At 67.3% G+C, this 20,999-nt stretch carries 16 protein-coding genes and 1 riboswitch; of the genes, 6 read left to right on the forward strand and 10 right to left on the reverse strand.

Annotated features, from left to right (window positions below):
• Window positions 1-688: 688 nt before the first annotated feature.
• Entirely contained in the window at window positions 689-1,606 is a 918-nt protein-coding gene (locus MC380_RS00005) for a branched-chain amino acid transaminase (protein ID WP_242162316.1), read from the reverse strand.
• 130 nt (window positions 1,607-1,736) lie between these two features.
• On the opposite strand from MC380_RS00005, the gene MC380_RS00010 reads away from it, so the two are divergent.
• On the forward strand, window positions 1,737-2,693 hold the full coding sequence (locus MC380_RS00010; protein ID WP_242162318.1) for a patatin-like phospholipase family protein: 957 nt from the start codon (window positions 1,737-1,739) through the stop codon (window positions 2,691-2,693).
• 7 nt (window positions 2,694-2,700) lie between these two features.
• Here MC380_RS00010 and MC380_RS00015 read toward each other — a convergent pair whose 3' ends face one another.
• Complete coding sequence (locus tag MC380_RS00015; RefSeq protein ID WP_242101317.1) at window positions 2,701-3,291, reverse strand: hypothetical protein; 591 nt, start codon at window positions 3,289-3,291, stop codon at window positions 2,701-2,703.
• A gap of 65 nt (window positions 3,292-3,356) precedes the next feature.
• Window positions 3,357-4,181, reverse strand: coding sequence for a methylenetetrahydrofolate reductase [NAD(P)H] (gene metF / locus MC380_RS00020; protein WP_242162320.1), 825 nt, complete (start codon window positions 4,179-4,181; stop codon window positions 3,357-3,359).
• A 163-nt stretch (window positions 4,182-4,344) separates the two neighbouring features.
• Between metF and MC380_RS00025 the strand changes: the two genes are divergently transcribed.
• On the forward strand, window positions 4,345-5,502 hold the full coding sequence (locus tag MC380_RS00025) for a GGDEF domain-containing protein (RefSeq protein WP_242162321.1): 1,158 nt from the start codon (window positions 4,345-4,347) through the stop codon (window positions 5,500-5,502).
• A gap of 1 nt (window position 5,503) precedes the next feature.
• On the opposite strand, the gene ahcY is transcribed toward MC380_RS00025, so the two are convergent.
• Together ahcY and metK are read right to left on the reverse strand one after the other, a co-directional pair.
• Window positions 5,504-6,949, reverse strand: a complete 1,446-nt coding sequence (ahcY, locus tag MC380_RS00030) for an adenosylhomocysteinase (RefSeq protein ID WP_242101314.1) — start codon at window positions 6,947-6,949, stop codon at window positions 5,504-5,506.
• Between the two features lie 42 nt (window positions 6,950-6,991).
• Window positions 6,992-7,077, reverse strand: a riboswitch (S-adenosyl-L-homocysteine riboswitch).
• Between the two features lie 68 nt (window positions 7,078-7,145).
• Window positions 7,146-8,378 carry a methionine adenosyltransferase gene (gene metK, locus MC380_RS00035; protein WP_242101313.1) on the reverse strand — a complete coding sequence of 411 codons (1,233 nt, stop codon included), beginning with the start codon at window positions 8,376-8,378 and terminating at the stop codon, window positions 7,146-7,148.
• A 385-nt stretch (window positions 8,379-8,763) separates the two neighbouring features.
• Here metK and MC380_RS00040 point away from each other — a divergent pair, with 385 nt between their 5' ends.
• The 3 genes from MC380_RS00040 to MC380_RS00050 all read left to right on the forward strand — a co-directional run bounded on the left by MC380_RS00040 (window position 8,764) and on the right by MC380_RS00050 (window position 12,399).
• Window positions 8,764-10,479, forward strand: a complete 1,716-nt coding sequence (locus MC380_RS00040; RefSeq protein ID WP_242162323.1) for a GNAT family N-acyltransferase — start codon at window positions 8,764-8,766, stop codon at window positions 10,477-10,479.
• Window positions 10,476-11,282, forward strand: a complete 807-nt coding sequence (locus tag MC380_RS00045) for a UDP-2,3-diacylglucosamine diphosphatase (RefSeq protein WP_242101311.1) — start codon at window positions 10,476-10,478, stop codon at window positions 11,280-11,282. The genes MC380_RS00040 and MC380_RS00045 overlap by 4 nt, the downstream gene beginning before the upstream one ends.
• 94 nt (window positions 11,283-11,376) lie before the next feature.
• Window positions 11,377-12,399 (forward strand): metal-dependent hydrolase, encoded by a 1,023-nt coding sequence (locus MC380_RS00050; RefSeq protein WP_242162325.1) that lies wholly within the window; start codon window positions 11,377-11,379, stop codon window positions 12,397-12,399.
• 277 nt (window positions 12,400-12,676) lie between these two features.
• Here the strand turns inward: MC380_RS00050 and MC380_RS00055 are convergent, their stop codons facing one another.
• From MC380_RS00055 to dusB, 3 genes are all read right to left on the reverse strand, one after another.
• A complete protein-coding gene (locus tag MC380_RS00055; protein WP_242162327.1) occupies window positions 12,677-12,979 on the reverse strand; it encodes a hypothetical protein in 303 nt (100 codons plus the stop codon).
• Window positions 12,980-13,393: 414 nt separating this feature from the next.
• Entirely contained in the window at window positions 13,394-16,000 is a 2,607-nt protein-coding gene (locus MC380_RS00060; protein ID WP_343223509.1) for a glycoside hydrolase family 3 C-terminal domain-containing protein, read from the reverse strand.
• A 118-nt stretch (window positions 16,001-16,118) separates the two neighbouring features.
• Complete coding sequence (gene dusB, locus MC380_RS00065; RefSeq protein ID WP_242162332.1) at window positions 16,119-17,126, reverse strand: tRNA dihydrouridine synthase DusB; 1,008 nt, start codon at window positions 17,124-17,126, stop codon at window positions 16,119-16,121.
• Between the two features lie 153 nt (window positions 17,127-17,279).
• Here dusB and MC380_RS00070 point away from each other — a divergent pair, with 153 nt between their 5' ends.
• Window positions 17,280-17,720 carry a nuclear transport factor 2 family protein gene (locus MC380_RS00070; protein ID WP_242162334.1) on the forward strand — a complete coding sequence of 147 codons (441 nt, stop codon included), beginning with the start codon at window positions 17,280-17,282 and terminating at the stop codon, window positions 17,718-17,720.
• A gap of 15 nt (window positions 17,721-17,735) precedes the next feature.
• On the opposite strand, the gene MC380_RS00075 is transcribed toward MC380_RS00070, so the two are convergent.
• Both MC380_RS00075 and MC380_RS00080 read right to left on the reverse strand, forming a co-directional pair.
• Entirely contained in the window at window positions 17,736-18,809 is a 1,074-nt protein-coding gene (locus MC380_RS00075) for a PepSY-associated TM helix domain-containing protein (RefSeq protein ID WP_242162336.1), read from the reverse strand.
• A 19-nt stretch (window positions 18,810-18,828) separates the two neighbouring features.
• A complete protein-coding gene (locus MC380_RS00080; protein ID WP_277929811.1) occupies window positions 18,829-20,943 on the reverse strand; it encodes a TonB-dependent receptor in 2,115 nt (704 codons plus the stop codon).
• Between the last annotated feature and the right edge of the window lie 56 nt (window positions 20,944-20,999).

The raw sequence follows: 20,999 nt of genomic DNA on the forward strand, positions 1-20,999 counted from the left end.
AGCACCCAGGTGGATCCACTTCATTCAAGCCGGCCGGAACCCATCGCCATTTTCGGACTCGCCATCCATGGCTCGATCCGAAAACGGCCGGCATCCATGCCGGCCGCCCTCCGGGTGTTCGGATGCGGGTCGCATGCGCAGCGTTGGGAAGGTCAAAAGCATGGTAGAGCCATGAGCCGCAGGCGCGTTTTGATGAGCGAGTCGTTTCGGCTCTTCAGCCTTTGACTTTCTTGCTCCGCCAGTCGCCACTAACGTTCGAAACCCCGGAGGGGCGGCGGCCATGGATGGCCGCCGTTTTCGGATCGGGCCAGGATGGCGAGTCCGAAAATTCCTTCGGCATCCACATCCCTTGAGCGTCCTGGATCCACTGGGTGCCTTCTTTGCCTACTTTCTTGGCACCAGCAAAGAAAGTAGGTCGCCTTCAGGCGAAAGCTCTTAGCCCGAAGGCCGAATTGTGCTGGTTTCGTAAGCGCAGAGTTACGTCTTTGGCCGCCGGATTTCTTTGCCTACTTTCTTGACGCACTTGCGGTGCTCGTCCTTCGGCCCGGCTTCGCCGTTTGCGCCTTCGGCGCAGTGCACCAGCAAAGAGAGCAGGGCGCCGTAAGGCGAAAGCCTCAGATCTCCAGTGGCACGATCGTCAGAGCGGAGCAACCTCGGACCTACCGAATCACGGACCTCGAGAAGCGGTTTAGACCGGCTCCAACCAGCCATGCCTGTCCGGCGTCGTACCGTCGAACAGACCGAAGAACAGCCGCTGCAGCTGCTGGGTTACCGGCCCGGCCCGGCCGGCGCCGACCTGGCGCCCGTCGACGGAGCGGATCGGGGTGATCTCGGCCGCCGTGCCGCACATGAACAATTCCTCGCACAGGTACAGATATTCGCGCGGCAGGTCGCGTTCGATCACCTCGATGCCGGCGTCGCGCGCCAGCGCGATGATGCTGTTGCGGGTGATGCCGTTGAGCAGGGCCGCGCTGACCGGCGTGGTGTGCAGTGCGCCGTCGAATACCAGGAACAGGTTCTCGCCGGCGCCTTCGCTCAGCAGTCCGGTCGAGGCCAGCGCGATGCCTTCCCCGAAGCCGAGTCGGCGGGCCTCGCGCGCGACCAGTTGCCCGGACAGATAGTTGCCGCCGGCCTTGGCACCCGCCGGAATCGTATTGGGTGCGAAGCGCTGCCAGCTCGAGACGCAGGCGTCGATGCCTTCCTCCAGCACGCCGGCGCCCAGGTACTGACCCATTTTCCAGGTGGCCACCGCAACGTCGGTGGGTGTATCGGCGGAAAGTCCGAATCCGCCCAGTCCGCGAAATGCCACCGGGCGCAGGTAGTCGGTGCTGAAGTCGTTGGCCCTGAGCACTTCGCGGCAGGCGGCGTTGATCTCGTCGAGCGAATAGGGGATCGCCATGTCGTAGATCTTCGCCGAGGCGAACAGGCGCCGGTTGTGGTCGCTGAGCCGGAAGATCGCCGGGCCTTCTGGCGTCTGGTAGCAGCGGATCCCCTCGAACACCGACGAGCCATAATGCAGCGCGTGCGCCATCACATGGGTGGTGGCCTCCGCCCACGGCTTGATCGAGCCGTTATGCCAGATCTTCTCGGGGTAGGGCTGGGCCATGGAGCCTCCTCACGTGAGCGCGACATTCTAGCTTGCGTCTCAGTCCGTGCGTCGGCCGAGCCCTAGACTCGAATCCATGGAAAAGATGCAAGCCAGAACCCCGGAAACGACGCAAGCCGGAACCCCGACGATGCGCGTGCAACGCATCCTGACCCTCGATGGCGGTGGCATCCGCGGCCTGGTCAGCGCGATCTGGCTGGAGGCGCTGCAGGCGAAACTGCACGCGGCAGGCAAGGGGGCCTTGCACGAACATTTCGACCTCATCGCCGGTTCTTCGACGGGTGCCCTGATCGCGATGGGCCTGGCGAGCGGCATGCCTGCAAAGGACATCACGACGCTTTACGAGCACTTCGGCGACGACGTGTTCCCCGGCGCTGCCGAACGCCTGTGGTCGCGCGTGACCCGCAGCTTTACCCAGGGCCTGTCCGCGCCACGTTATTCACCAAAGGGCCTGGAACGGGTGCTCAAGCGGGTGTTCTCCGATCGCACCCTTGGTAGCGTCGCCCCGCGCGCGATGGCCATTGCCTACGACACGGTCGCGCGCACTCCGCTGTTCTTCAAGAGTTTCAAGCCTGAGCATGCGGACATTCCGTTGTGGGAAGTGTGTCGCGCCGCGACCGCCGCACCGACCTACTTTCCCGCGCACCTAGCCACGATCGAACGCAGGCGGCGTGCACTGATCGACGGCGGCGTGGTCGCCAACAACCCGACCGCCTGCGCCATTGCCGAGGCGGTGCGGTTGAACGACGACGCCAGCCTCAAGGACATCGTCTTGCTGTCCGTGGGTACCGGGCAGGCCACGCGGCCGATTTCCGAGCGCGAGGCGACGAGCTGGGGGCCGCTGGAATGGGCGATCCCGATCATCGACGTGCTGTTCGACGGTTCGGCCGATTCGGTCGACTACATCGCCGGCCAGATTCTCGGCAACGGGGCCTACTTCCGCCTGCAGACACCGCTCACCCGCGGCTACGATGACTTCGACAGCGTCGACCAGACCAACCTCATGGGTCTGCGCCGCACTGCCGAGGCCCATCTCGAGCGCAAGGAGACGCAGGTAGCGCTCGACCGGCTGGTGTCCCTGCTGTGAGCGTGCGCTACAGGCTGAGCCACCAGCACCCCAGCCGCTTGCGCAGGCCGAATACGGTGCGCGATGGCGTGACGCCATTGCCGAAGGTCTGTTCCAGCCGCAGGCCGACTGGTGCCTGGTGTGTCCTGGTTTGCGGGAAATAGCCATCGGCGTTGGTGTCGAACACCGTGCCGTCTTCGGCCATGATCGGCGGCGGCCGTGGATAGATCGGCAGGATGTCGACCAAGGGGCGTCTCACGATCCCTTCCAGCCGCCCCATGACGGCGTAGCCCTGGCGCGTGGACATGCCCGCCCAGTCGTACAGCAGGGCCAGGCGGTTGACGTCCTTCGCATCGATCGCGCTGCTCAGGCCGTAGACGAGTTCGTTTAGCCGTCGTGAGCAGCCGCCGCGATAGGCGCTGGGCGCATAGCCTGCGCCGGGTGCGCGCATCAGGCGATCGACGGCGCCGATATCGGTGCAGTTGCGGTCGGTATAGATCGCCTCGCCCGTCTGGCCTGCACAGCGGCGTACCTGGGCGTGTGCATGCGCGGGCCACAACGCTCCCGCCAGCAGCAAGGGCAGCAGCAGGCTGCGCAGCAGAAGTTCCGGTGGCGGCATTGCCGCAGCCTAGCGCCGCGGCTTCGGCAGAGGAAGTAGGCGTCGCAGGCGCCTCGCGCCACGATTCAGCCCAGTCGCGTCAGGACGTTCAGCGTCGGCTTCGACATGTTCAGGGTGTAGAAGTGCAGGGAAGGTGCACCGCCGTCGATCAGCCGCTGGCACAGCTGGGCGACGAAGTCGGCGGCGAACTCGCGGATGGCATCGACATCATCGCCGTAGGCCTGCATGCGCTTGCCGATCCAGCGCGGGATCTCGGCGCCGCAGGCTTCCGAGAAGCGACGCAGCTGGATGAAGTTGGAGATGGGCATGATCCCGGGAACGATCGGGATGGCCACGCCCAGCTTGCGTGCGTCGTCGACGAAGCGGAAGTAGGCATCGGCGTTGTAGAAGTACTGGGTGATCGCTCCATCGGCACCGGCATCGACCTTGGCCTTGAACGCCTGCAGGTCCGCCATCGCGTGTTCGGCCTGCGGATGCGTCTCCGGATAGGCGCCGACCTCGATGTGGAAGTAGCCGTCGTGCTCCTTGCGGATGAAGCTCACCAGCTCGCTGGCATAGCGGAATTCCCCCGCATGACCCATGCCCGACGGCAGGTCGCCGCGCAGCGCGACGAGGCGCCGGCATCCCATCTGCCGGTAGCGGTCGAGCAGCGCGCCCAGCTCGGCGCGGGTACCGCCCACGCAGGAGATATGCGGCGCTGCGTCCAGGCCGTGTTGGTTGTGCAGGCGGTCGATGGTCTCGGGGGTGTAGTCCAGGGTCGAGCCGCCGGCGCCGAAGGTGCAGGAGACGTATTCGGGCCCGATCGATTTGAGCTTCTGCGCCACCTTGTCGAGCTGGGCGCGCTGTTCATCGGTCTTGGGCGGGAAGAACTCGAAACTGATCGGGATCATGCAGGCGCCTTGCCCGGAATATGGCCATAGTCTATCTCTTCATCGCGATGAATAGAAACACTTCGGCGGCCTGCCTGCGCACCCTGCGCGGGCAGGGCAGTGAGGCCTTGGCGTGGTTCTTGCTTTGGTTCACAGGCCACCGACCACGCTCTGTTCTTTCACGATGCCACTCGACGCATTCATCCAGGCCCGCGCCGCGCTGCGTTCGCGCAACCTGCTCGCACAGGAGACGCTGGAAACGCGGCAGCGCGCCCGGCTGGGCGGGTTCTTCTATCCGGTCGCGGTCGCGCTGACCTTCATCGCCGGCGGGCCTGGGCATGGCGTCGCGGCGATGGTGGCGACTGCGGCGTTTGTGGCGCTTGCGCTGCTGCGCGTTGCAGTACGAGCGCCCGCATCCAGCGACGAAGCCGCAAGCCTTCACGGCCTGCGCAAGATCTGGTCAGTCGTTCTGGCGACCACCATTGCCTGGGGCATCTTCAGCGTCTGGGCCTCCGCGAAGCTGCCCGAGCCTGCGCCGCTGGTGGCGCTGCTGTTCTCAGGCGCGTTCGGCATGGCGGTCGCGCATACGCTGTGCATGCGGCGCCTGCCCGCCGTGCTGGCCATCGCCAGCGTGATGCTGCCCAGCCTGGTGCTGTTATGGCGCGATGTCGCGCCCAGCGTGGCGGGCATGTGGGCGGTCTATACCGCGTACATGCTGCTGGTCATGCGTCGCAGCCACGGCGAGTACCGCACGCGCCTGGAACTGGAAGAGGACCTGCGCCAGCAGCGCGATCTGTTCGAGAAACAGAGCCGCATCGACGGCTTGACCGGCCTGGCGAACCGTCGCGAATTCGCCGACACGCTGGCGCGCGGAGTCGAACGCGCTGGCCAGCGGGCAGTGTCGCTGCTGATCATGGATATCGACCACTTCAAGCGGATCAACGACAGCCTCGGCCATCACGCCGGCGACGCCTGCCTGGTCGCGGTGGCGAACAGGCTGCGCCAGCATTTCGCCAGCGATGGCGACCTGTGCGTGCGTCTGGGCGGCGAGGAGTTCGGTGTGGTGATGGAAGCCGACGGAGCCGCCGCGTGCGTGCGGGGCGAACGCTTCCGCCATGACCTGGAGCGCGTGCCGCTGCCGCTGCCGGAAGGGGGGCAAGCCGCGGTGACGGTCAGCATCGGATGCGGGGCGTTCGACCCAGGACGCCATGCCGATGGCGACGCGCTGTATCGCGATGTCGATGCGGCCCTGTACCGGGCCAAGGTCGGCGGCCGGAACCGCGTCGAGGCGGTCCCGGCGGCCGCAGAGCCGTTGCAGGCAACGGCCCCTGCCGAGGCGTGACTCAGTAGCGGTAGTGATCCGGCTTGTACGGGCCTTCCACCGCTACGCCCAGGTAATCGGCCTGCTCACTGGTGAGCCTGGTGAGCTTCACTCCGATCTTTTCCAAGTGCAGCCGCGCGACTTCCTCGTCCAGCGCCTTGGGCAGCCGGTACACGGTCTTCTCGTACTTGTCCTTGTTCGCCCACAGGTCGATCTGGGCCAGCGTTTGATTCGAGAAGCTGTTGGACATGACGAAGCTGGGATGGCCGGTGGCACAGCCCAGGTTGACCAGGCGGCCTTCGGCCAGCAGGAAGATCGAGTTACCTGCACTCCCATCTGGAGCCGCGAAGGTGTACTTGTCGACCTGCGGCTTGATGTTGAGCCGCGTGGCGCCCGACGCGTTCAGCGCATCGACCTGGATTTCGTTGTCGAAGTGGCCGATGTTGCAGACGATCGCCTGGTCCTTCATCGCCTGCATGTGCTGCAAGGTCAGGACATCCTTGTTGCCGGTGGTGGTGACGTAGATGTCGGCGGTGCCCAGGGTGTCCTCGACGGTCTTGACCTCGAAGCCCTCCATCGCCGCCTGCAGCGCGCAGATCGGATCGATCTCGGTGACGATCACGCGCGCACCGTAGGCCCTGAGCGAATGCGCCGAACCCTTGCCGACGTCGCCATAGCCGCACACGACCGCGACCTTGCCGGCCAGCATCACGTCCATCGCCCGCTTCAGGCCATCCGCCAGCGACTCGCGGCAGCCGTAGAGGTTGTCGAACTTCGACTTGGTGACCGAATCGTTGACGTTGATTGCCGGCACCAGCAGCTTGCCCTGCTCGGCGATCTGGTACAGGCGATGCACGCCGGTGGTGGTTTCTTCCGACACGCCCTTCCAGTCCTTGACCACATTGGTCCAGAAGCCGGGGCGTTCCTTGGCGACGCGCTTGAGCAGGGCCTTGATCACGCCTTCCTCGTGCGAGGCGGCCGGCTCATCCACCCACTTCGAGCCTTGTTCCAGCTCGTAGCCCTTGTGGATCAGCAAGGTCACGTCGCCGCCGTCGTCGACGACCAGCTCCGGGCCCTTGCCACCGGGGAAGGTCACCGCGTCGAGCGTGCAGTCCCAGTATTCCTCCAGTGACTCGCCCTTCCATGCGAACACGGGCGTGCCGGAGGCGGCGATCGCGGCGGCGGCGTGGTCCTGGGTCGAGAAGATGTTGCAAGAGGCCCAGCGCACGTCGGCGCCGATGTCCTTCAACGTCTCGATCAGCACCGCGGTCTGGATGGTCATGTGCAGCGAGCCGGTCACGCGCACGCCCTTGAGCGGCTTGGCGGCGGCGTGCTTGCGGCGGATCGACATCAGGCCGGGCATCTCGTGCTCGGCGATGTCGATTTCCTTGCGGCCCCAGTCGGCCAGGGAGATGTCGGCAACCTTGTAGTCGCCGTCCTGGGAGAAGGTCTTCAGCTGTGCGTTCATCAGTGTTGCTCCGTTGTTGGAAGTCCGCGCATCGGGGACTTGCATTAACGGGCGCCGTTGGTGCGTCGACCTCGCCGAGCCTGGTTCCGGAACGCGATGGCCCCGGAGTTGCAGCGCCCCTCGACGGGCGTAGGTCGGGCCTGGGCCCGACGCTGTTTCATTACGCACGCATGGCGGGCCTGGGCCCGCCCTACGCTTACTTCAACTTCGCCGCCTTGCGCAGCTCGTCTGCCTTGTCGGTCTTCTCCCACGAGAACGCGGTGGCGGTGTGCTTCTTGCCGGAGCCGTCGGTGTAGCTGACTTCCTGCGGCTTGCGCCCGAAGTGGCCATAGCTGGCGGTGCGCTGGTAGATCGGGTGGATCAGGTCGAGCATCTTGACGATGCCGTACGGGCGCAGGTCGAAGTGCTTGCGGATCAGCTTCTCGATCTGGTCGTCCGGGATATGGCCGGTGCCGAAGGTGGTGACCGAGATCGAGGTCGGCTCGGCGACGCCGATGGCGTAGGACACCTGCACCTCGCACTTGTCGGCCAGGCCGGCGGCGACGATGTTCTTGGCCACGTAGCGCGCGGCGTAGGCAGCCGAGCGGTCGACCTTCGACGGATCCTTGCCCGAGAATGCGCCGCCACCGTGGCGGGCCATGCCGCCGTAGGTGTCGACGATGATCTTGCGCCCGGTCAGGCCGCAGTCGCCCACCGGGCCGCCGATTACGAAGATGCCGGTCGGGTTGATGTGCACCTTGTTCTTGGGCAGCGACTCGTACCACTTCTTCGGCAGCACCGGCTTGAGGATGTGCTCGCGCACCGCCTCGATCAGGTCCTTCTGCTTGATGTCCGCATCGTGCTGGGTCGACAGCACCACCGCGTCCAGGCCGACGATGGTATTGCCGGTGTCGTTGTAGCGCAGCGTCACCTGGCTCTTGGCATCCGGGCGCAGCCACTTGAGCTTGCCGTTCTTGCGCACCTTGGCCTGCTGTTCGACCAGGCGGTGGCTGTAATAGATCGGCGCCGGCATGTACTCGGGCGCCTCGTTGCAGGCATAGCCGAACATCAGGCCCTGGTCGCCTGCACCCTGTTCCTCGGGCTTCTTGGCCTTCTTGCTGGTGCCGTCCACGCCGGCGGCGATGTCCGGCGACTGCTTGCCGAGCATATTGATGATGGCGCAGGTATGGCCGTCGAAACCGACGCGCGAATTGTCGTAGCCGATGTCGTTGATGACCTTGCGGGTCAGCTCTTCGATGTCGACCCAGGCATTGGTGGTGACCTCGCCGGCGACGATCGCAGCGCCCGTCTTCACCATCGTCTCGCAGGCCACGCGCGCGCGCTTGTCCTGGGCCAGGATCGCGTCGAGCACGGCATCGGAGATCTGGTCGGCGATCTTGTCCGGATGGCCTTCCGACACCGATTCGGAGGTGAACAGGTAGCTGGACATCGGCTATATCCTTCAATCTGGATGAAAAGATGGCCGCGAATGATACAGGCCGAGGCAGGGCTCGCATAGTGCCGGCCCGCCCGTTTCCGGGCGGTTAAACCCTCGCGCGACCGGGCTGTGGGAGCGACCTCGGTCGCGAATGCGCTGTCTGGTAGGGAGCGCCCCGAATCAAGTCCTGGGCAGGTTCCTGGTTTCGAATGCCCCGGGCCGACTTCCGGTGAACTGCATTCGCGCCTGAAGCCGCTCCCACAAGCGCCGGGCCTGTCACGTAACTGCCCGAATTTCGCAACGGACCTGTCGCCGGGCCGGCGCAGGCTGCCGGCCAACCGGGGCCGACCCACAAGGCCTCTTAACGCTATTGGAGTACGCCGGACAGGCCCTAGCCATGCCGTTGCTCGAAGACCGTCTGCAACAGCGCTTCCCGCACTGGTTTCGCGGCCATCGCGGCAGGATGGCCGGGCCGTTGCTGCGCGGGGTCGCGCGCTGGTCGAGGTTCGACGCGATCGAAGCCTTCCTGCAGCGGACGGGGCATCTGCGCGACGCCGCCTTCCTCGATGCCGCCCTCGATTTTCTGCAGCTGCGCTATGAGGTGGACCCGACGGCCCTGGCGGCCATTCCGACCCGCGGACGCCTGCTGATCGTCGCCAACCATCCGTCCGGCGCGCTCGACGCCCTGGCCCTGCTGCATGCGGTCGGCCGCGTGCGGCGGGATGTGCGCATCGTCGCCAACGACGTCCTGTCGATGCTGGCGCCGATGGCCGGCCTGATGCTGCCGGTGCGGGTGTTCGGCGGGCGCGCCGATCCGGACAGCCTGCGCGCGGTCGAGCAGGCGCTGCACGACGGGCAATGCGTGATCGTGTTCCCTGCGGGCGAAGTCTCGCGGCTGGGGCCGGGCGGCGTGCGCGACCGTCGCTGGCGCAAGGGCTTCGCCCATTTCGCGCGCAGGACCGGCGCGCCGGTCCTGCCGGTGCGGATCGCAGCGCGCAATTCGGCCCTGTTCTACGGCACGTCGGCGATCTTCAAGCCTGCGGGCACCGCGCTGCTGGCACGGGAAATGTTCGCGCGCCGCAACCGGCCCCTGCGTCTGCATATCGGCAAGCCGATGAGGCTCGAGGATGGAGCCGACATCGCGACAGCGGTCCGCAGCGTCCGTCAGGCGCTGTATCGGCTGGGCCTAGGACAGCGGCAGACGACCTGGCCCGAACCGATCGCAGATGCGATCCAGGACCGGATCCTGCGGCGGGCCATCGCGGCGACCGAACTGCTGGGCGGGACCAGCGACGGCAAGCAGATCCGGCTGCTGGACCCCGAAGCCTGCGCGCCGGAGCTGGGCGAAGCCCTGCTGCAGGAATTGGGGCGACTGCGCGAATACGCGTTCCGCAAGGTCGGCGAGGGCACCGGACGCAGCCGCGACCTCGACGTCTACGACCGGCACTACCAGCACGTGCTGGTCTGGGACGCAGACGCAGGTTGCATCGCCGGCGCCTATCGCCTCGCGCGCGGTGCGCGGGTGCTGGCGCGTAGCGGCCTGGCGGGGCTGTACACCGCCTCTCTGTTCCGCTACGCCGATGACGCGATTCCACGCATCGCGCAGGGCATGGAACTGGGCCGCAGTTTCGTCGCTCCCGATTACTGGGGCAGCCGCAGCCTGGACTACCTGTGGCAGGGCATTGGCGCCTATCTTCGCCGCTACCCGGGCGTGCGCTACCTGTTCGGCGCGGTCTCGATCAGCGCGGCATTGCCGGCGCAGGCGCGCGAGCAGATCGTCGCCTACTACCAGCGCTACTACGGCTGCGAGGCGGTTTACGCCAGCGCGCTGCGTCCGTTCGCCTATTTCGCCGCCCTGACGCGCTTCGGCGACATGGATGCCGGGACTGCTTTCGACGTGCTGAAAGCGAACCTGGCCGCGCTCGGTACGGCGGTGCCGATGCTCTACAAGCAATACACCGAGCTGTGCGAGCCCGGAGGCGCGCGCTTCCTCGCCTTCGGCGTGGATCCGGCCTTCAGCGACAGCATCGACGGCCTGATCGAAGTCGACCTCGGGCGTCTGCAGCCGCGCAAGCGCAGGCGCTATCTGGAACCCGGAGCGACCCTGGCATGAGCACGAAACAGCACCGGACGCTGTTTCTCTCCGACATCCACCTGGGTTCGCGCCATTGCCACGCGGCCGAGCTCGCAGGCTTCCTGGAAGCGACGTCGTGCGAGCGCCTGTACCTGGTGGGCGACATCGTCGACCTGTGGTACATGGCGCAGCGGCGCGCGGCTTGGGGACAGGCGCAGAACCGCGTGGTCGAGGCGCTGCATGCGTTGCGCCGCGCCGGCACCGTCATCGTCTATGTTCCGGGCAACCACGACCGCCCGATCCGCCGCTTCTGCGGCCTGGTACTGCCGGCGATGCGCGTGCGCAGACGCGCGGTCCACACCACTGCCGATGGTCGCCGCCTGCTGGTGACGCATGGCGACGACTACGACGCCATCACCCATTTCGGCAGCCTGCAGGAGCGGTTCGGCGACTGGCTTTACTACCGCATCCTCAGCGGCAACCGCTGGCTCAACCTGCTGCGCCAGCGCCTGGGCCAGCGCTACTGGTCGCTGGCCGAGTTCCTCAAGCGCCGCAGCGGTGCGGCCGAGCGCTACATCGCGCGCTATGTGCAGGCCGGGCTCGACGATGCGAAGCAGCGCGGACTTGACGGCATCGTCTGCGGTCATATCCATCGCGCTGCGCTGATCCAGCGCGACGGCCTGGTCTATGCCAACGACGGCGACTGGGTCGAAAGCCTGACCGCGCTGGCCGAAGGCCACGACGGCGGTCTGCGTTTGCTGTCGCATCGGGGCGAAACCCTGGCGGACGTGCCTCCGCGGTTGCGGTTGGTGCAGCAGGACGCAGTGCGTCGCGCGGCCTGACGGGTTGCACGAGCGCTGCTCCGCGCGCCGCTTACGTCGGTTGCGAAGCGCATCGCGCCCCAGGTGCGCCCGCATGGGCTGCTAGCATCGGCCGATGGACTCACTGACCCAGATCCTGCTCGGTGCGGCTGTGACGGCTGCGATCGCGCCTGCGCGCCATCGGCGTGCGGCGCTGGCGGCGGGCGCGGTGCTCGGCACGCTGCCCGACCTGGATTCGATCCCGATCGCGCTGCTCACGGATGATCCGGTCGCACTGATGACCTGGCACCGCAGCGCCAGCCATTCGCTGCTGGTCCTGCCGCTGCTGGCGTGGGCGATCTGGGCGTGGTGCCGGTCGCGCGGCAAACGGGTTGCGCAGGCGCCGCGACGCTGGTGGTGGGCGATCCTGCTGGCATTGATGACCCATCCACTGCTGGACGCCTTCACCGTCTACGGCACCCAGCTGCTATGGCCGCTGCCGCTGCGGCCGGTGATGTGGTCGAGCGTGTTCATCATCGATCCGCTGTACACGCTCTGGCTGCTGCTGGCCTGCATCGCGGCGTTCTTCCTGCGCGAGCGGATCGCGGCGCAGCGCGCACTGGTCGCGGGCCTCGTGCTGAGCACGGCCTACCTGGGCTGGTCGCTGCTGGCGAAGTCGATGGTCGAACGCGAGGCCGATCGCGCCCTGGCGGCGATGGGGCTGCAGGGCGCGCCGCGCTTCTCCGTGCCGATGCCGCTCAATACGCTGCTCTGGCGAGTGGTGGCAATGACGCCGGGTGGCTATGTCGAAGGCTATCGCTCGCTGGCGGCCGATCGCGGCACCATGCAGTTCCGCGGCTACGCTTCGAACACACAAGCGCTGGCTGAGGCCGGTCACGTACCCGCCGTGCGCCGCCTCGCCTGGTTCAACCATGGCTTTCAGCAGGCGCGCGTGGTCGGCGACGAGCTCGTGCTCAGCGACCTGCGCATGGGCAGCGAGCCGGAGTACTTTTTTCGTTTCGCGGTGGCACGGCACGGCAGCGGCTGGCATGCCATCGCGCCGCGGCAACTGCCAGCTTCCCGCGATGCCGGCGCGCTGTGGCGGACGACGTGGTCCCGGATCTGGAACGCGCCGGCAGAGCGGCGCCCCGCTCCCTAACTGCGAGGTTTCAAAAGAGGTTCTTTCGTTCGTGCTAGCTCTCCGACTCCCTCCCCCGCTTGCGGGGGAGGGCTGGGGAGGGGGCGCTCGGCCGGGAGCTCGGCACCACGCGCCTCGCTGCCTCCACCCTACCTTTCTCCATAAGCGGCGGAAGGAGCCAGGGACGCCGCGCATCAACTGCATGTCCCGGGACCCTTCATGCCGTGGTCATTGCGCCACCCGCTGGCAGCCGTGGGGGTTCGTGTCGATGCGCGAAGTCGCGCCGCGGCGCAACGGGTCAACGCGCCGCGATCGGGATGACTTCGCCGACCTGGCCTTCGGTCGGGAGCCGGATCGCCACAGTTTCGCCATCCTGCAGTTGACGGACCGTGTCGCGTCCGATCGCGCGTTCCAGACGATGCTTCGCTTCCTTGTAGACATAGCGCTGGTCGAGCTGCGACATCGGTTGGCCAAGGACGATGGCGACCTTGTGCTCGGTCAGTCCGGAGTGGTGGGCGAGGGCCTGGAGCGTGTCGTCGCCAGCAACGGCCGGGGCGGCAACGCACGACAGGATGAGGGCAAGAGCATGTCGGGGGTTCATGGCGTTCTCCTCAGTGGATGCCGGTGCGGGCCGGGAGGCGGCCGTGTCGTCGGTACTGATGACTTACGGCAGGCGGCGACGGCGGTTGCAAAGACTTGCATCGACTCGGGTGCATCCGGCGAGATGCATTGCAGCGTGTGAGAAGGATTCGCGCATCGCCCATTGGATGCGATGACTTTCGACATGCTTTTTTGCCTGTCCTGGCGCCTTTCCGACAAGAGGTGGTCCGCGCCTTGCTTGCCCCGCGTTCGCATTAGAGCGCGGGCGAGAACTGCGTCCGTGCTTTATGCGATGCGAAGCTCCGATACGACGCGTGCGATCAGCGCATCGAAGCAGTCCCGGGTCGGCGTCGTCCAGCGTCTGCAGATGGCCGAGCATGAAAGGACTCGCGCACCTGCGCCGGCTTGGTTTTGGTTAGCGTGGCAACGTCACCTCGCCGGTGATCGAGAACGCCCCCATGCCGCCAGGCGCGGTGGTTCCCGGCTGGCCGCCACCGACGAACACGCGATAGTCGCCCGGCATCACCGCGCGCTTGCCCGCACGGTCGACGTCGCTGAGACGGCGTGCATCCAGTTCGAAGCTCAGCTCGCGCGATTCGCCCGGCTGCAGGCTGACCCGGGCGAAGTCGACCAGTGCGCGCCTGGGCGACAGCGGCCGGTCGGGGTATTCCAGATAGACCTGCACTACTTCGTCGCCCGCGCGCGCGCCGGCGTTGCGCACCCGGGCGCTTACGCGCAACGTGTCGCCGGCCTTCAGCGCCGATATGGAAAGGCGCGGCTCCTCGTAGGCGAACTGCGTATAGGCCAGGCCGTGGCCGAACGGATACAGCGGTTTGCCGGTGAAGTAGCGGTAGGTCCGGCCCTTCATGTCGTAACTGACATAGGGCGGCAGATCGCGGGTGGACCGGTAGAACGTCACCGGCAGACGTCCGCCCGGATTGTCGTCGCCCGCCAGCACGCGCGCGATCGCCGTGCCGCCGGCCTGGCCTGGATACCACGCGGCCAGGATCGCATCGGCATGTTGCTGCGCCCAGGTCAGGGCCACCGCGCTGCCGCTCATCAGCACCACCACCAGCGGTTTGCCGCTGGCTTTGGCGCGCTCGAGCAGCGCGCGTTGCGGCGCCGGCAGTGCAATGTCGTTGCGGTCGCCGCCGTCGAAGCCGGGCACGTCGATCTGCAGCGCTTCGCCTTCCACATCCGGCGACAGGCCGACGAACGCGACCACCGTGTCGGCCTGCGCCACCGCGCGTTCGGCCTCGGCCAGCTGCGGCTCGGGCGGCGCGATCCACTCCAGACGCAGGCCTTGGTCCTCGCCGCGATGTTCCAGCTCCAGGCGGATGTTCCGGGGGCGCGTGTCGTCGAACCGCAGCACCGTCTCCAGGCTCTGCTCGCCGGTGTCGTGGGCGACGGCCGTGGTGCGCTTGCCATTGGCGTCGCCGGCCATGACGAGCCTGTCGTCGACGTACAGCCTGACCGGGTCGTGCCCGCTGCAGTCGAAGCAGCGCGCCATCCGCACCGCAAGCGTGTATTCGCCCGGCCCGGGCGGGAGCAGCTTGCCGGTCCAGCGCACCGAATATCCGGTTCTCGGAAGGCCGTCGGCCGGCGCGACCCGGTCCCAGTTGAAGCCGACCACGCGATCCTGTCGCACGAGTGCCGGGGTGCCGCGCAGGTCGGGATTGGCGAAGTACTCGCCCTTCAGTCCGGTGGCATCGCCGTGGCGCAGCGCGGTTTCCGGGATGGTGGTCGGCACGCCGGCGGCCAGCGGCGCGCCTTGCGCGTAACGGACCCGCGCGTCGCCGAAGCGCTCGCGCAGGCCGCGCAGCGGGGTGACCGGGTCGCGGGAGGTGCCCTGGTAATTGGCTTCCAGCACCGCCAGTGCGTCGGCGTTGGGTCCGATCACGGCGATGCGCGTCTCCGGACGCAGCGGCAGCGTATCGCCGTCGTTCTTTAGCAGCACCATCGACTGCACGGCCGCCTGCAGCGCGAGCGCGCGGTGCGCGGGGCTGTCGATGTCGGCCGCTCCGAGTGCGGCATACGGATCGGGTTGTTGTGGATCGAGCTCACCCAGCCGGTAGCGCGCGGTGAACAGCCGCACCAGGGCCCGGTCCAGCAGCGCTTCGGCAATGTCGCCGCGTGCGAGCGCCTCGCCCAGCGCGCGGTAGGCTGAACCGCAGTTGAGATCCAGTCCGGCCTGCAGCGCCGCCGCGGCCGACGCCGCGTTGTCGGGCCTGAAGTAGTGGAATGCCGTCATGTCGCTGACCGCATCGCAGTCGGACACGACGTACCCGGTGAAACCCCAGTCGCCGCGCAGGCGCCCGTCGAGCAACCACTCGGCCGCGCACGCAGGCGTGCCGTGCAGGGCGTTGTAGGCGCACATCACCGAGCCGGCGCCGCCTTCGATGACCGCGGCGCGGAATGCAGGGGTGTAGGTCGCCTCCAGATCGTGCGGTGAGACGGCGACGCTGAAGCCATGCCGGCCCGGTTCCGGACCGCTATGCACCGCGAAGTGCTTGGGCGTCGCGATCGTGCGTGGATGCCGCGGATCGGCGCCCTTCAGGCCGCGCACGAACGCCACCCCCAGCTGTCCGGTGAGGTACGGATCCTCACCGTAGGTTTCCTGCCCACGGCCCCAGCGCGGATCGCGGAAGATGTTGATATTGGGAGACCAGATGGTCAGGCCTTCGTAACGGCGGTGATCCTTGCCCGGTCCGCCGGCCAGGTTGAACTTGGCGCGCGCCTCGGTCGACACGACGGTGCCGACTTGCTGGATCAGGTCGCGGTTCCAGGTGGCTGCGAGCGCGACCGCCTGCGGGAACACCGTGGCATGGCCGTTGCGCGCGATGCCGTGCAGACCCTCGTTCCACCATTCGTAGGCGGGGATGCCCAGTCGCGGGATCGCCGGCGCGGCGTTGACCAGCTGCGAGATCTTTTCCTCGCGGGTCATGCGGGCGACCAGCGTCGCCGCCCGCGCTTCGGGCGCAGCAGGCGCAACGTTCTGTCCCTGCGCGAACGCGGGGCTCAGGAATGCCAGCAGCAGCGAAATGCCCGCGCGGAAGACGGGGCGGGAAGACCGGGCCATGCAGTGTTCCTTCATGCGTTGGGGTAACGCGACCAGAGGCGCCGTGGCAGCATCGCTGCGATCACGCGGCCGCCCGGAGGCCGTGGTCGCCGGCGATCAGACCGTCGAAGTAATGCCGCGTCAGTTCAAGCTGCGCCTGCGCACTGTCGGCGCGGTTCACCACGTTGCGAAAGGCCATCTGCTGATCGACAGGGCCTTCCGCTTGCTTGGCGTACCAGCCCAGATGCTTGCGGGCGATGCGCACACCCGCCGGCTCGCCGTAGAACGCGTGCAGCGCGCGCAGATGGCCGAGCAGGATGTCGCGCACTTCGGCCGCGGCGATCGGGGGCAGGTGCTCGCCGGTGGCGAGGAAATGCGCGATCTCGCGGAAGATCCACGGCCTTCCCTGCGCGGCGCGGCCCACCATCACGGCGTCGGCGCCGGTGTGGTGCAGTACGAACGCAGCTTTCTCCGGCGAACCGATGTCGCCGTTGGCGATGACCGGAATACACAGTTCGGATTTGATCCGGGCGATGGTGTCGTACTCGGCGGTCCCCGTGTACTGCTGGTCGCGCGTGCGTCCATGCACCGCGAGCGCGGCGATGCCGCAGTCTTCGGCGATACGCGCGATGCACGGCGCGTTGCGGTGGTCGGTGTCCCAGCCGGTGCGGATCTTCAGCGTGACCGGCACGTCCACCGCAGCCACGACCGCCGAGACGATCCGCGCCACCAACGCTTCATCGCGCATCAGCGCCGAGCCGGCCCAGGCGTTGCAGACCTTCTTCGCCGGACAGCCCATGTTGATGTCGATCAGCTGTGCGCCGTGCTCCACGTTGTAGCGCGCGGCCGCGGCCATGACGGCGGGCACGGTGCCGGCGATCTGCACACTGACCGGATCCGGTTCGCCGGCGTGATCCATCCGGTGCAGCGATTTGCGCGTGTTCCAGAAGCGCGGATCGCTGGTGGTCATCTCCGACACGGCCAGCCCCGCGCCCAGCTGCTTGCACAGCTGCCGGAACGGCTTGTCGGTGACGCCCGCCATGGGCGCGAGGATCACTCTGGGCTCAATGCGATAGGTGCCGATGCGCATGCTGCGCATTGTAGAGGCGGCCGATCGGCAATGCGCGCCATCACGGCCCGCGTGCGAAACATCGGTTCGGATCTGCCTACGGAGTCCGAAAACAGCGAGCATTCGCTGCTCCCACGAGGCAGGCTGGCGCCGATATGGATCGGGAGCATCGTGATGCCTCAACGCTTAATCGCCGCGGCCATGGCCGTGCTATGGACCGCGCAGGCGGTGGCCGGGTGTCCACGCGACGCCGCGGTCATCATCGAACTGGACCGGCAGTACCAGGATGCCGTGTTACGCAACGATGCCGATTCGATCGAACGGCTGCTGCCCGACGACTTCGCCCTGGTCACCGGTCGTGGCAAGCAGGCGCGCAAGGCCGACCTGGTCATGGAGGCGCGCACCCAGGCCGCACACTACGAACGTCAGCACGACAAGCAACAGAGCGTGCGCTTCATCGGAGAGATCGCCGTAATCAGCGCGCTGCTGCATGTCAAGGGCCGTGAACGCGGGCAGCCTGTGGACTACCGGCTCTGGTTCAGCGATGTATACCTGTGCACGCCGACGGGTTGGCAGTACAGCTTCGCGCAGTCGTCCATACCGCTGTCGGATTGACGAACGCGTACTGGCTCAGTGCTTGCCGCGGCGGCGGCGCCAGAACAGGAAGCCGGTGCACAGCAGAAACGCCGGCACCAGTCCCGAAATCGCAACCGCGATCCGGTACAGCCAGCCACCAACCGCGCCGATGTGCAGGGGATAGATCGCCTGGTGCATGCGCGTGCCCAACGGGTCGGCGGTGGCGTCGACGACCTGCAGGATCGATCCCGTCGCATCTAGGTGGATCTCGCTGCGGCCGACCGGGTGCCATTCGCCGGGGGCGCGTGCCCGGAAGCCAACGATGCCGTCGCCGCGGGTGGGTACCGACAGCCGATTCACCTGGGCGCCGGGCAGTGCGGCCTGGACTTCGCCAAGCACCCGGCTCCAATCGGGCGCGTGGGCAGTACCGACGGCAAGGGGTGTGTCGTGGGTCGCGCCGCCGAACAGCGCGGTAAGCGCCGTGCGGAAACCCTGCGAATAGACCATGCCGACCCCGGTCAGCGCGATCAGCAGCACCAGCGGCAACAGCACCACGCCGCTGCTGCGGTGCCAGCTGAGCCAGCGTCGGGTCGGCGGGCCGGCATGGAATTTCAGCTGCGCCAGCCAGTTGCGCTTCGGCCACCACAGATACAGGCCGGTCAGCAGCAGGCCGAGCGCGATCCAGCCGGCGATGCCGAGCACCTCCTTGCCGGCCTCACCGCCGAGCAGTTCGACATGCAGCTCGTGCAGCCACAGCAGCCAGTCGTCGCGGTGACTGCGCGCCAGCAGCAGGCTGCCGTCCTCAGGCGAGAAGTAGCCGCGGTGTCCATCCTCGAAATAGCCCTGCCAGACCGGTAGTTCCGTGCGCGGCAGGTCGAGCGAGCGCAGGCCGTGCGGCCGCCACTCCTCGACGATGCGCGCCAATACCCGGCCGTCGGCGACTGGCTGGTGAGCGGTGATCTGCGGATGCTGCAGACGCAGCAGCTCGACATGGAACACCAACACCGTGCCCGCCAGCGCGACCAGCGCGAACACGCTGCCGACCACCAGCCCGCACCACAGGTGCAGCCATGACAACGCCGCCCGCAGGCGGCGGCGCGGGGATCGGGGCGATGCGGATGCCGTCATGCGCGCATGGCGTCCCGGATCAGAACCGGTGCGACCAGCCCAGCGTCAGCACCCGGCCGCGCCCGGCGGTATAGGTGTCGTCGCGCGGCGGCGTGGTCTGCGAGTTGTATGCGATGTACTGCTCGCCGAGCAGATTCTCGATGCCGATGCTGAGCGTGCCCAGCGGCAGCCTGAAGCGGCCGAGCAGGTCGACCGTGGTGTAGCCGTCGAAGTCGTTGTCGGAGCTGTCGAAATCACGATCGAACGCACGACCGGCCTGCAGCCGGGTATCGAATCCGGGCGTCCAGGCCTGGGTCCAGAACGCGGTCACGCGGTCGGGACTGACGTTGATGCCGGGCAGATCGCTGTCGACGTGGCCGTCGCCATCGCTGTCGTAGCGGGCGTGGGTGGTGGCGTAGCCCAGACCGATGCGCCCGGCTTCGGAGAAGCGGAACGCAAGATTGCCTTCGATGCCGCGGATTTCGGTGCGCTCGCGCGCGACGTTGTAGGTCGCGGTCGCCGGATCGAAGGCCAGGCGCGAGCCGAGGTCGGAATCCGACCAGTAGGCGGCGAGGTGGGCGAGCCAACGGTCATCGCCGTAGTCCAGGCCGATCTCACGATTGTCGGCAACCACCGGAGACAGGTCGACCAGGCTGTCGACGCGCTGATCGGGCTGGTTGATCGCACGCAGCACGCGGCCGATGTCCGCGACGGTATAGCCCTCCGAATACGATGCATACAACTTCAGCGCATCGGTGGCCTCCCAGACCAGGCCGATGTTGGGCAGGGTTTCGCTGGTGGTCGGGGAACCGCCCTCGACGAAGCGGCTGCCGCCGGCGTTGGCCGGGATCGTGGTGTAGTCGTCGACCTGCAGCTTGCCGCGCTCGTGGCGCAGTCCGCCGGTCAGCATCAGCGTGTCGGTCAGCCACCACTCGGCCTGCACGAATGGCGACCGGGATTCGTAGGTGGTTTCCGGCACCCAGTCCAGGCCTGCGCGGATCAGTTCCTGCGACGTGGTGTCGCGGGCCAGGTCCAGGCCCAGCGTCGCGCGCAGGCGCAGGCCGAACAGATCGCCGCGCGACCAGCTGAACTTCCCGCCGGTCTTTTCCGACAGGTTCTGCGACTGGTCGTGCCAATCCGGGTCGCGTCCGTCGCCCCAGAAGTCGCCCCAGTCGCTGTCGCCGTACAGCGCCGCGAAGTCGACCCAGTACACCTGCGCCTGCAGGTAACCGCCGGCGAGCGACTTGTCGGTGTAGTCCAGCACCACCGAGGTGGTGCGGTTGCGCGGGCCTTCGCCTTCCGGATCGCCGCGTTCGGAGCTGGCGGGGATGCCGCTGACGGCATCGCCTTCGACCACGACGTAATCGTTGTTGCCCTGCAGCTGGTAACGGTTGGCGGTGAGTTGCAGGCGACGGTCTGCGTCGATGTTCCAGCCGCCCTTGGCGAACAGGTTGTAGCTGCGCGAGTCCATCAGGTCGCCCTGCACGGCGTTGATGGCCAGCGGTTTGCCGTCTCCGTCGTAGTACAGGCCCTCGCTGGCGTAGGACGCGCCGCCCACGAAGTCGAACGCCCCGCTGCGGGTGCCGAACAGGTACGAAGCGCGATAGCCAGTGCTGTCGCTCTCGTGCGGCAGTGCCGTGCTGGCGGCGATGCTCACGTCCTGGAAGCTGTTGCCATCCTGGCGAGGCGCACGCTTGGTGATGATGTTGATGATGCCGCCGGACGCGCCCAGGCCCTGCAGCGCATTGGCGCCGTGGATGACTTCGATGCGCTCGATCATCGCCGGATCGAGGGTGTGGCCGTCGCGGCCGCCGTCGCGCAGCGGCGTGGACTGCGGCACGCCGTCGACCAGGTATAGCGGCTTGCGACCGCGCAGGGTTTCGCCGCTGTTCGTAAGCTTCTGCCGCGATGGCGCGAACGAAGGCACCAGGTTCGCCAGCACCTGCGAGATGTCCTGGGTCACCGCGAGCTGCTGCTGCAGCTGTTCCTGGTCGATCACGGTGATGGTGCTGGGCAGCGCCGATGCCGAATCCGGTATGCGGCTGGTACTGGCCGAGACCGTCACCCTGTCGAGGGTGTTGACGGGGTCGTCGGCGAGGGCGGGCAGGGCGAAGGCGCCGAGGATGGCGGCGGCAAGCAGGCGGATACGGGGCATGGGCCAGGGTTGTTCGGAAAGCCCGTCATGTTAATGCGAATTATTCGCATTAACAA

Source organism: Lysobacter sp. M15, from assembly GCF_022662515.1.
Lineage (GTDB): Bacteria > Pseudomonadota > Gammaproteobacteria > Xanthomonadales > Xanthomonadaceae > JAKPBU01.

Bases quoted from the DNA above. Each gene is read 5' to 3' on its own strand.
- dusB (WP_242162332.1), bottom strand. From the start codon at position 17,126: ATGCGCATCGGCACCTATCGCATTGAGCCCAGAGTGATCCTCGCGCCC.
- MC380_RS00075 (WP_242162336.1), bottom strand. From the start codon at position 18,809: ATGACGGCATCCGCATCGCCCCGATCCCCGCGCCGCCGCCTGCGGGCG.
- MC380_RS00025 (WP_242162321.1), top strand. From the start codon at position 4,345: ATGCCACTCGACGCATTCATCCAGGCCCGCGCCGCGCTGCGTTCGCGC.
- ahcY (WP_242101314.1), bottom strand. From the start codon at position 6,949: ATGAACGCACAGCTGAAGACCTTCTCCCAGGACGGCGACTACAAGGTT.
- MC380_RS00045 (WP_242101311.1), top strand. From the start codon at position 10,476: ATGAGCACGAAACAGCACCGGACGCTGTTTCTCTCCGACATCCACCTG.
- MC380_RS00040 (WP_242162323.1), top strand. From the start codon at position 8,764: ATGCCGTTGCTCGAAGACCGTCTGCAACAGCGCTTCCCGCACTGGTTT.
- metF (WP_242162320.1), bottom strand. From the start codon at position 4,181: ATGATCCCGATCAGTTTCGAGTTCTTCCCGCCCAAGACCGATGAACAG.
- MC380_RS00005 (WP_242162316.1), bottom strand. From the start codon at position 1,606: ATGGCCCAGCCCTACCCCGAGAAGATCTGGCATAACGGCTCGATCAAG.
- MC380_RS00055 (WP_242162327.1), bottom strand. From the start codon at position 12,979: ATGAACCCCCGACATGCTCTTGCCCTCATCCTGTCGTGCGTTGCCGCC.
- MC380_RS00050 (WP_242162325.1), top strand. From the start codon at position 11,377: ATGGACTCACTGACCCAGATCCTGCTCGGTGCGGCTGTGACGGCTGCG.
- MC380_RS00015 (WP_242101317.1), bottom strand. From the start codon at position 3,291: ATGCCGCCACCGGAACTTCTGCTGCGCAGCCTGCTGCTGCCCTTGCTG.
- MC380_RS00010 (WP_242162318.1), top strand. From the start codon at position 1,737: ATGCGCGTGCAACGCATCCTGACCCTCGATGGCGGTGGCATCCGCGGC.
- MC380_RS00070 (WP_242162334.1), top strand. From the start codon at position 17,280: ATGCCTCAACGCTTAATCGCCGCGGCCATGGCCGTGCTATGGACCGCG.
- MC380_RS00080 (WP_277929811.1), bottom strand. From the start codon at position 20,943: ATGCCCCGTATCCGCCTGCTTGCCGCCGCCATCCTCGGCGCCTTCGCC.
- metK (WP_242101313.1), bottom strand. From the start codon at position 8,378: ATGTCCAGCTACCTGTTCACCTCCGAATCGGTGTCGGAAGGCCATCCG.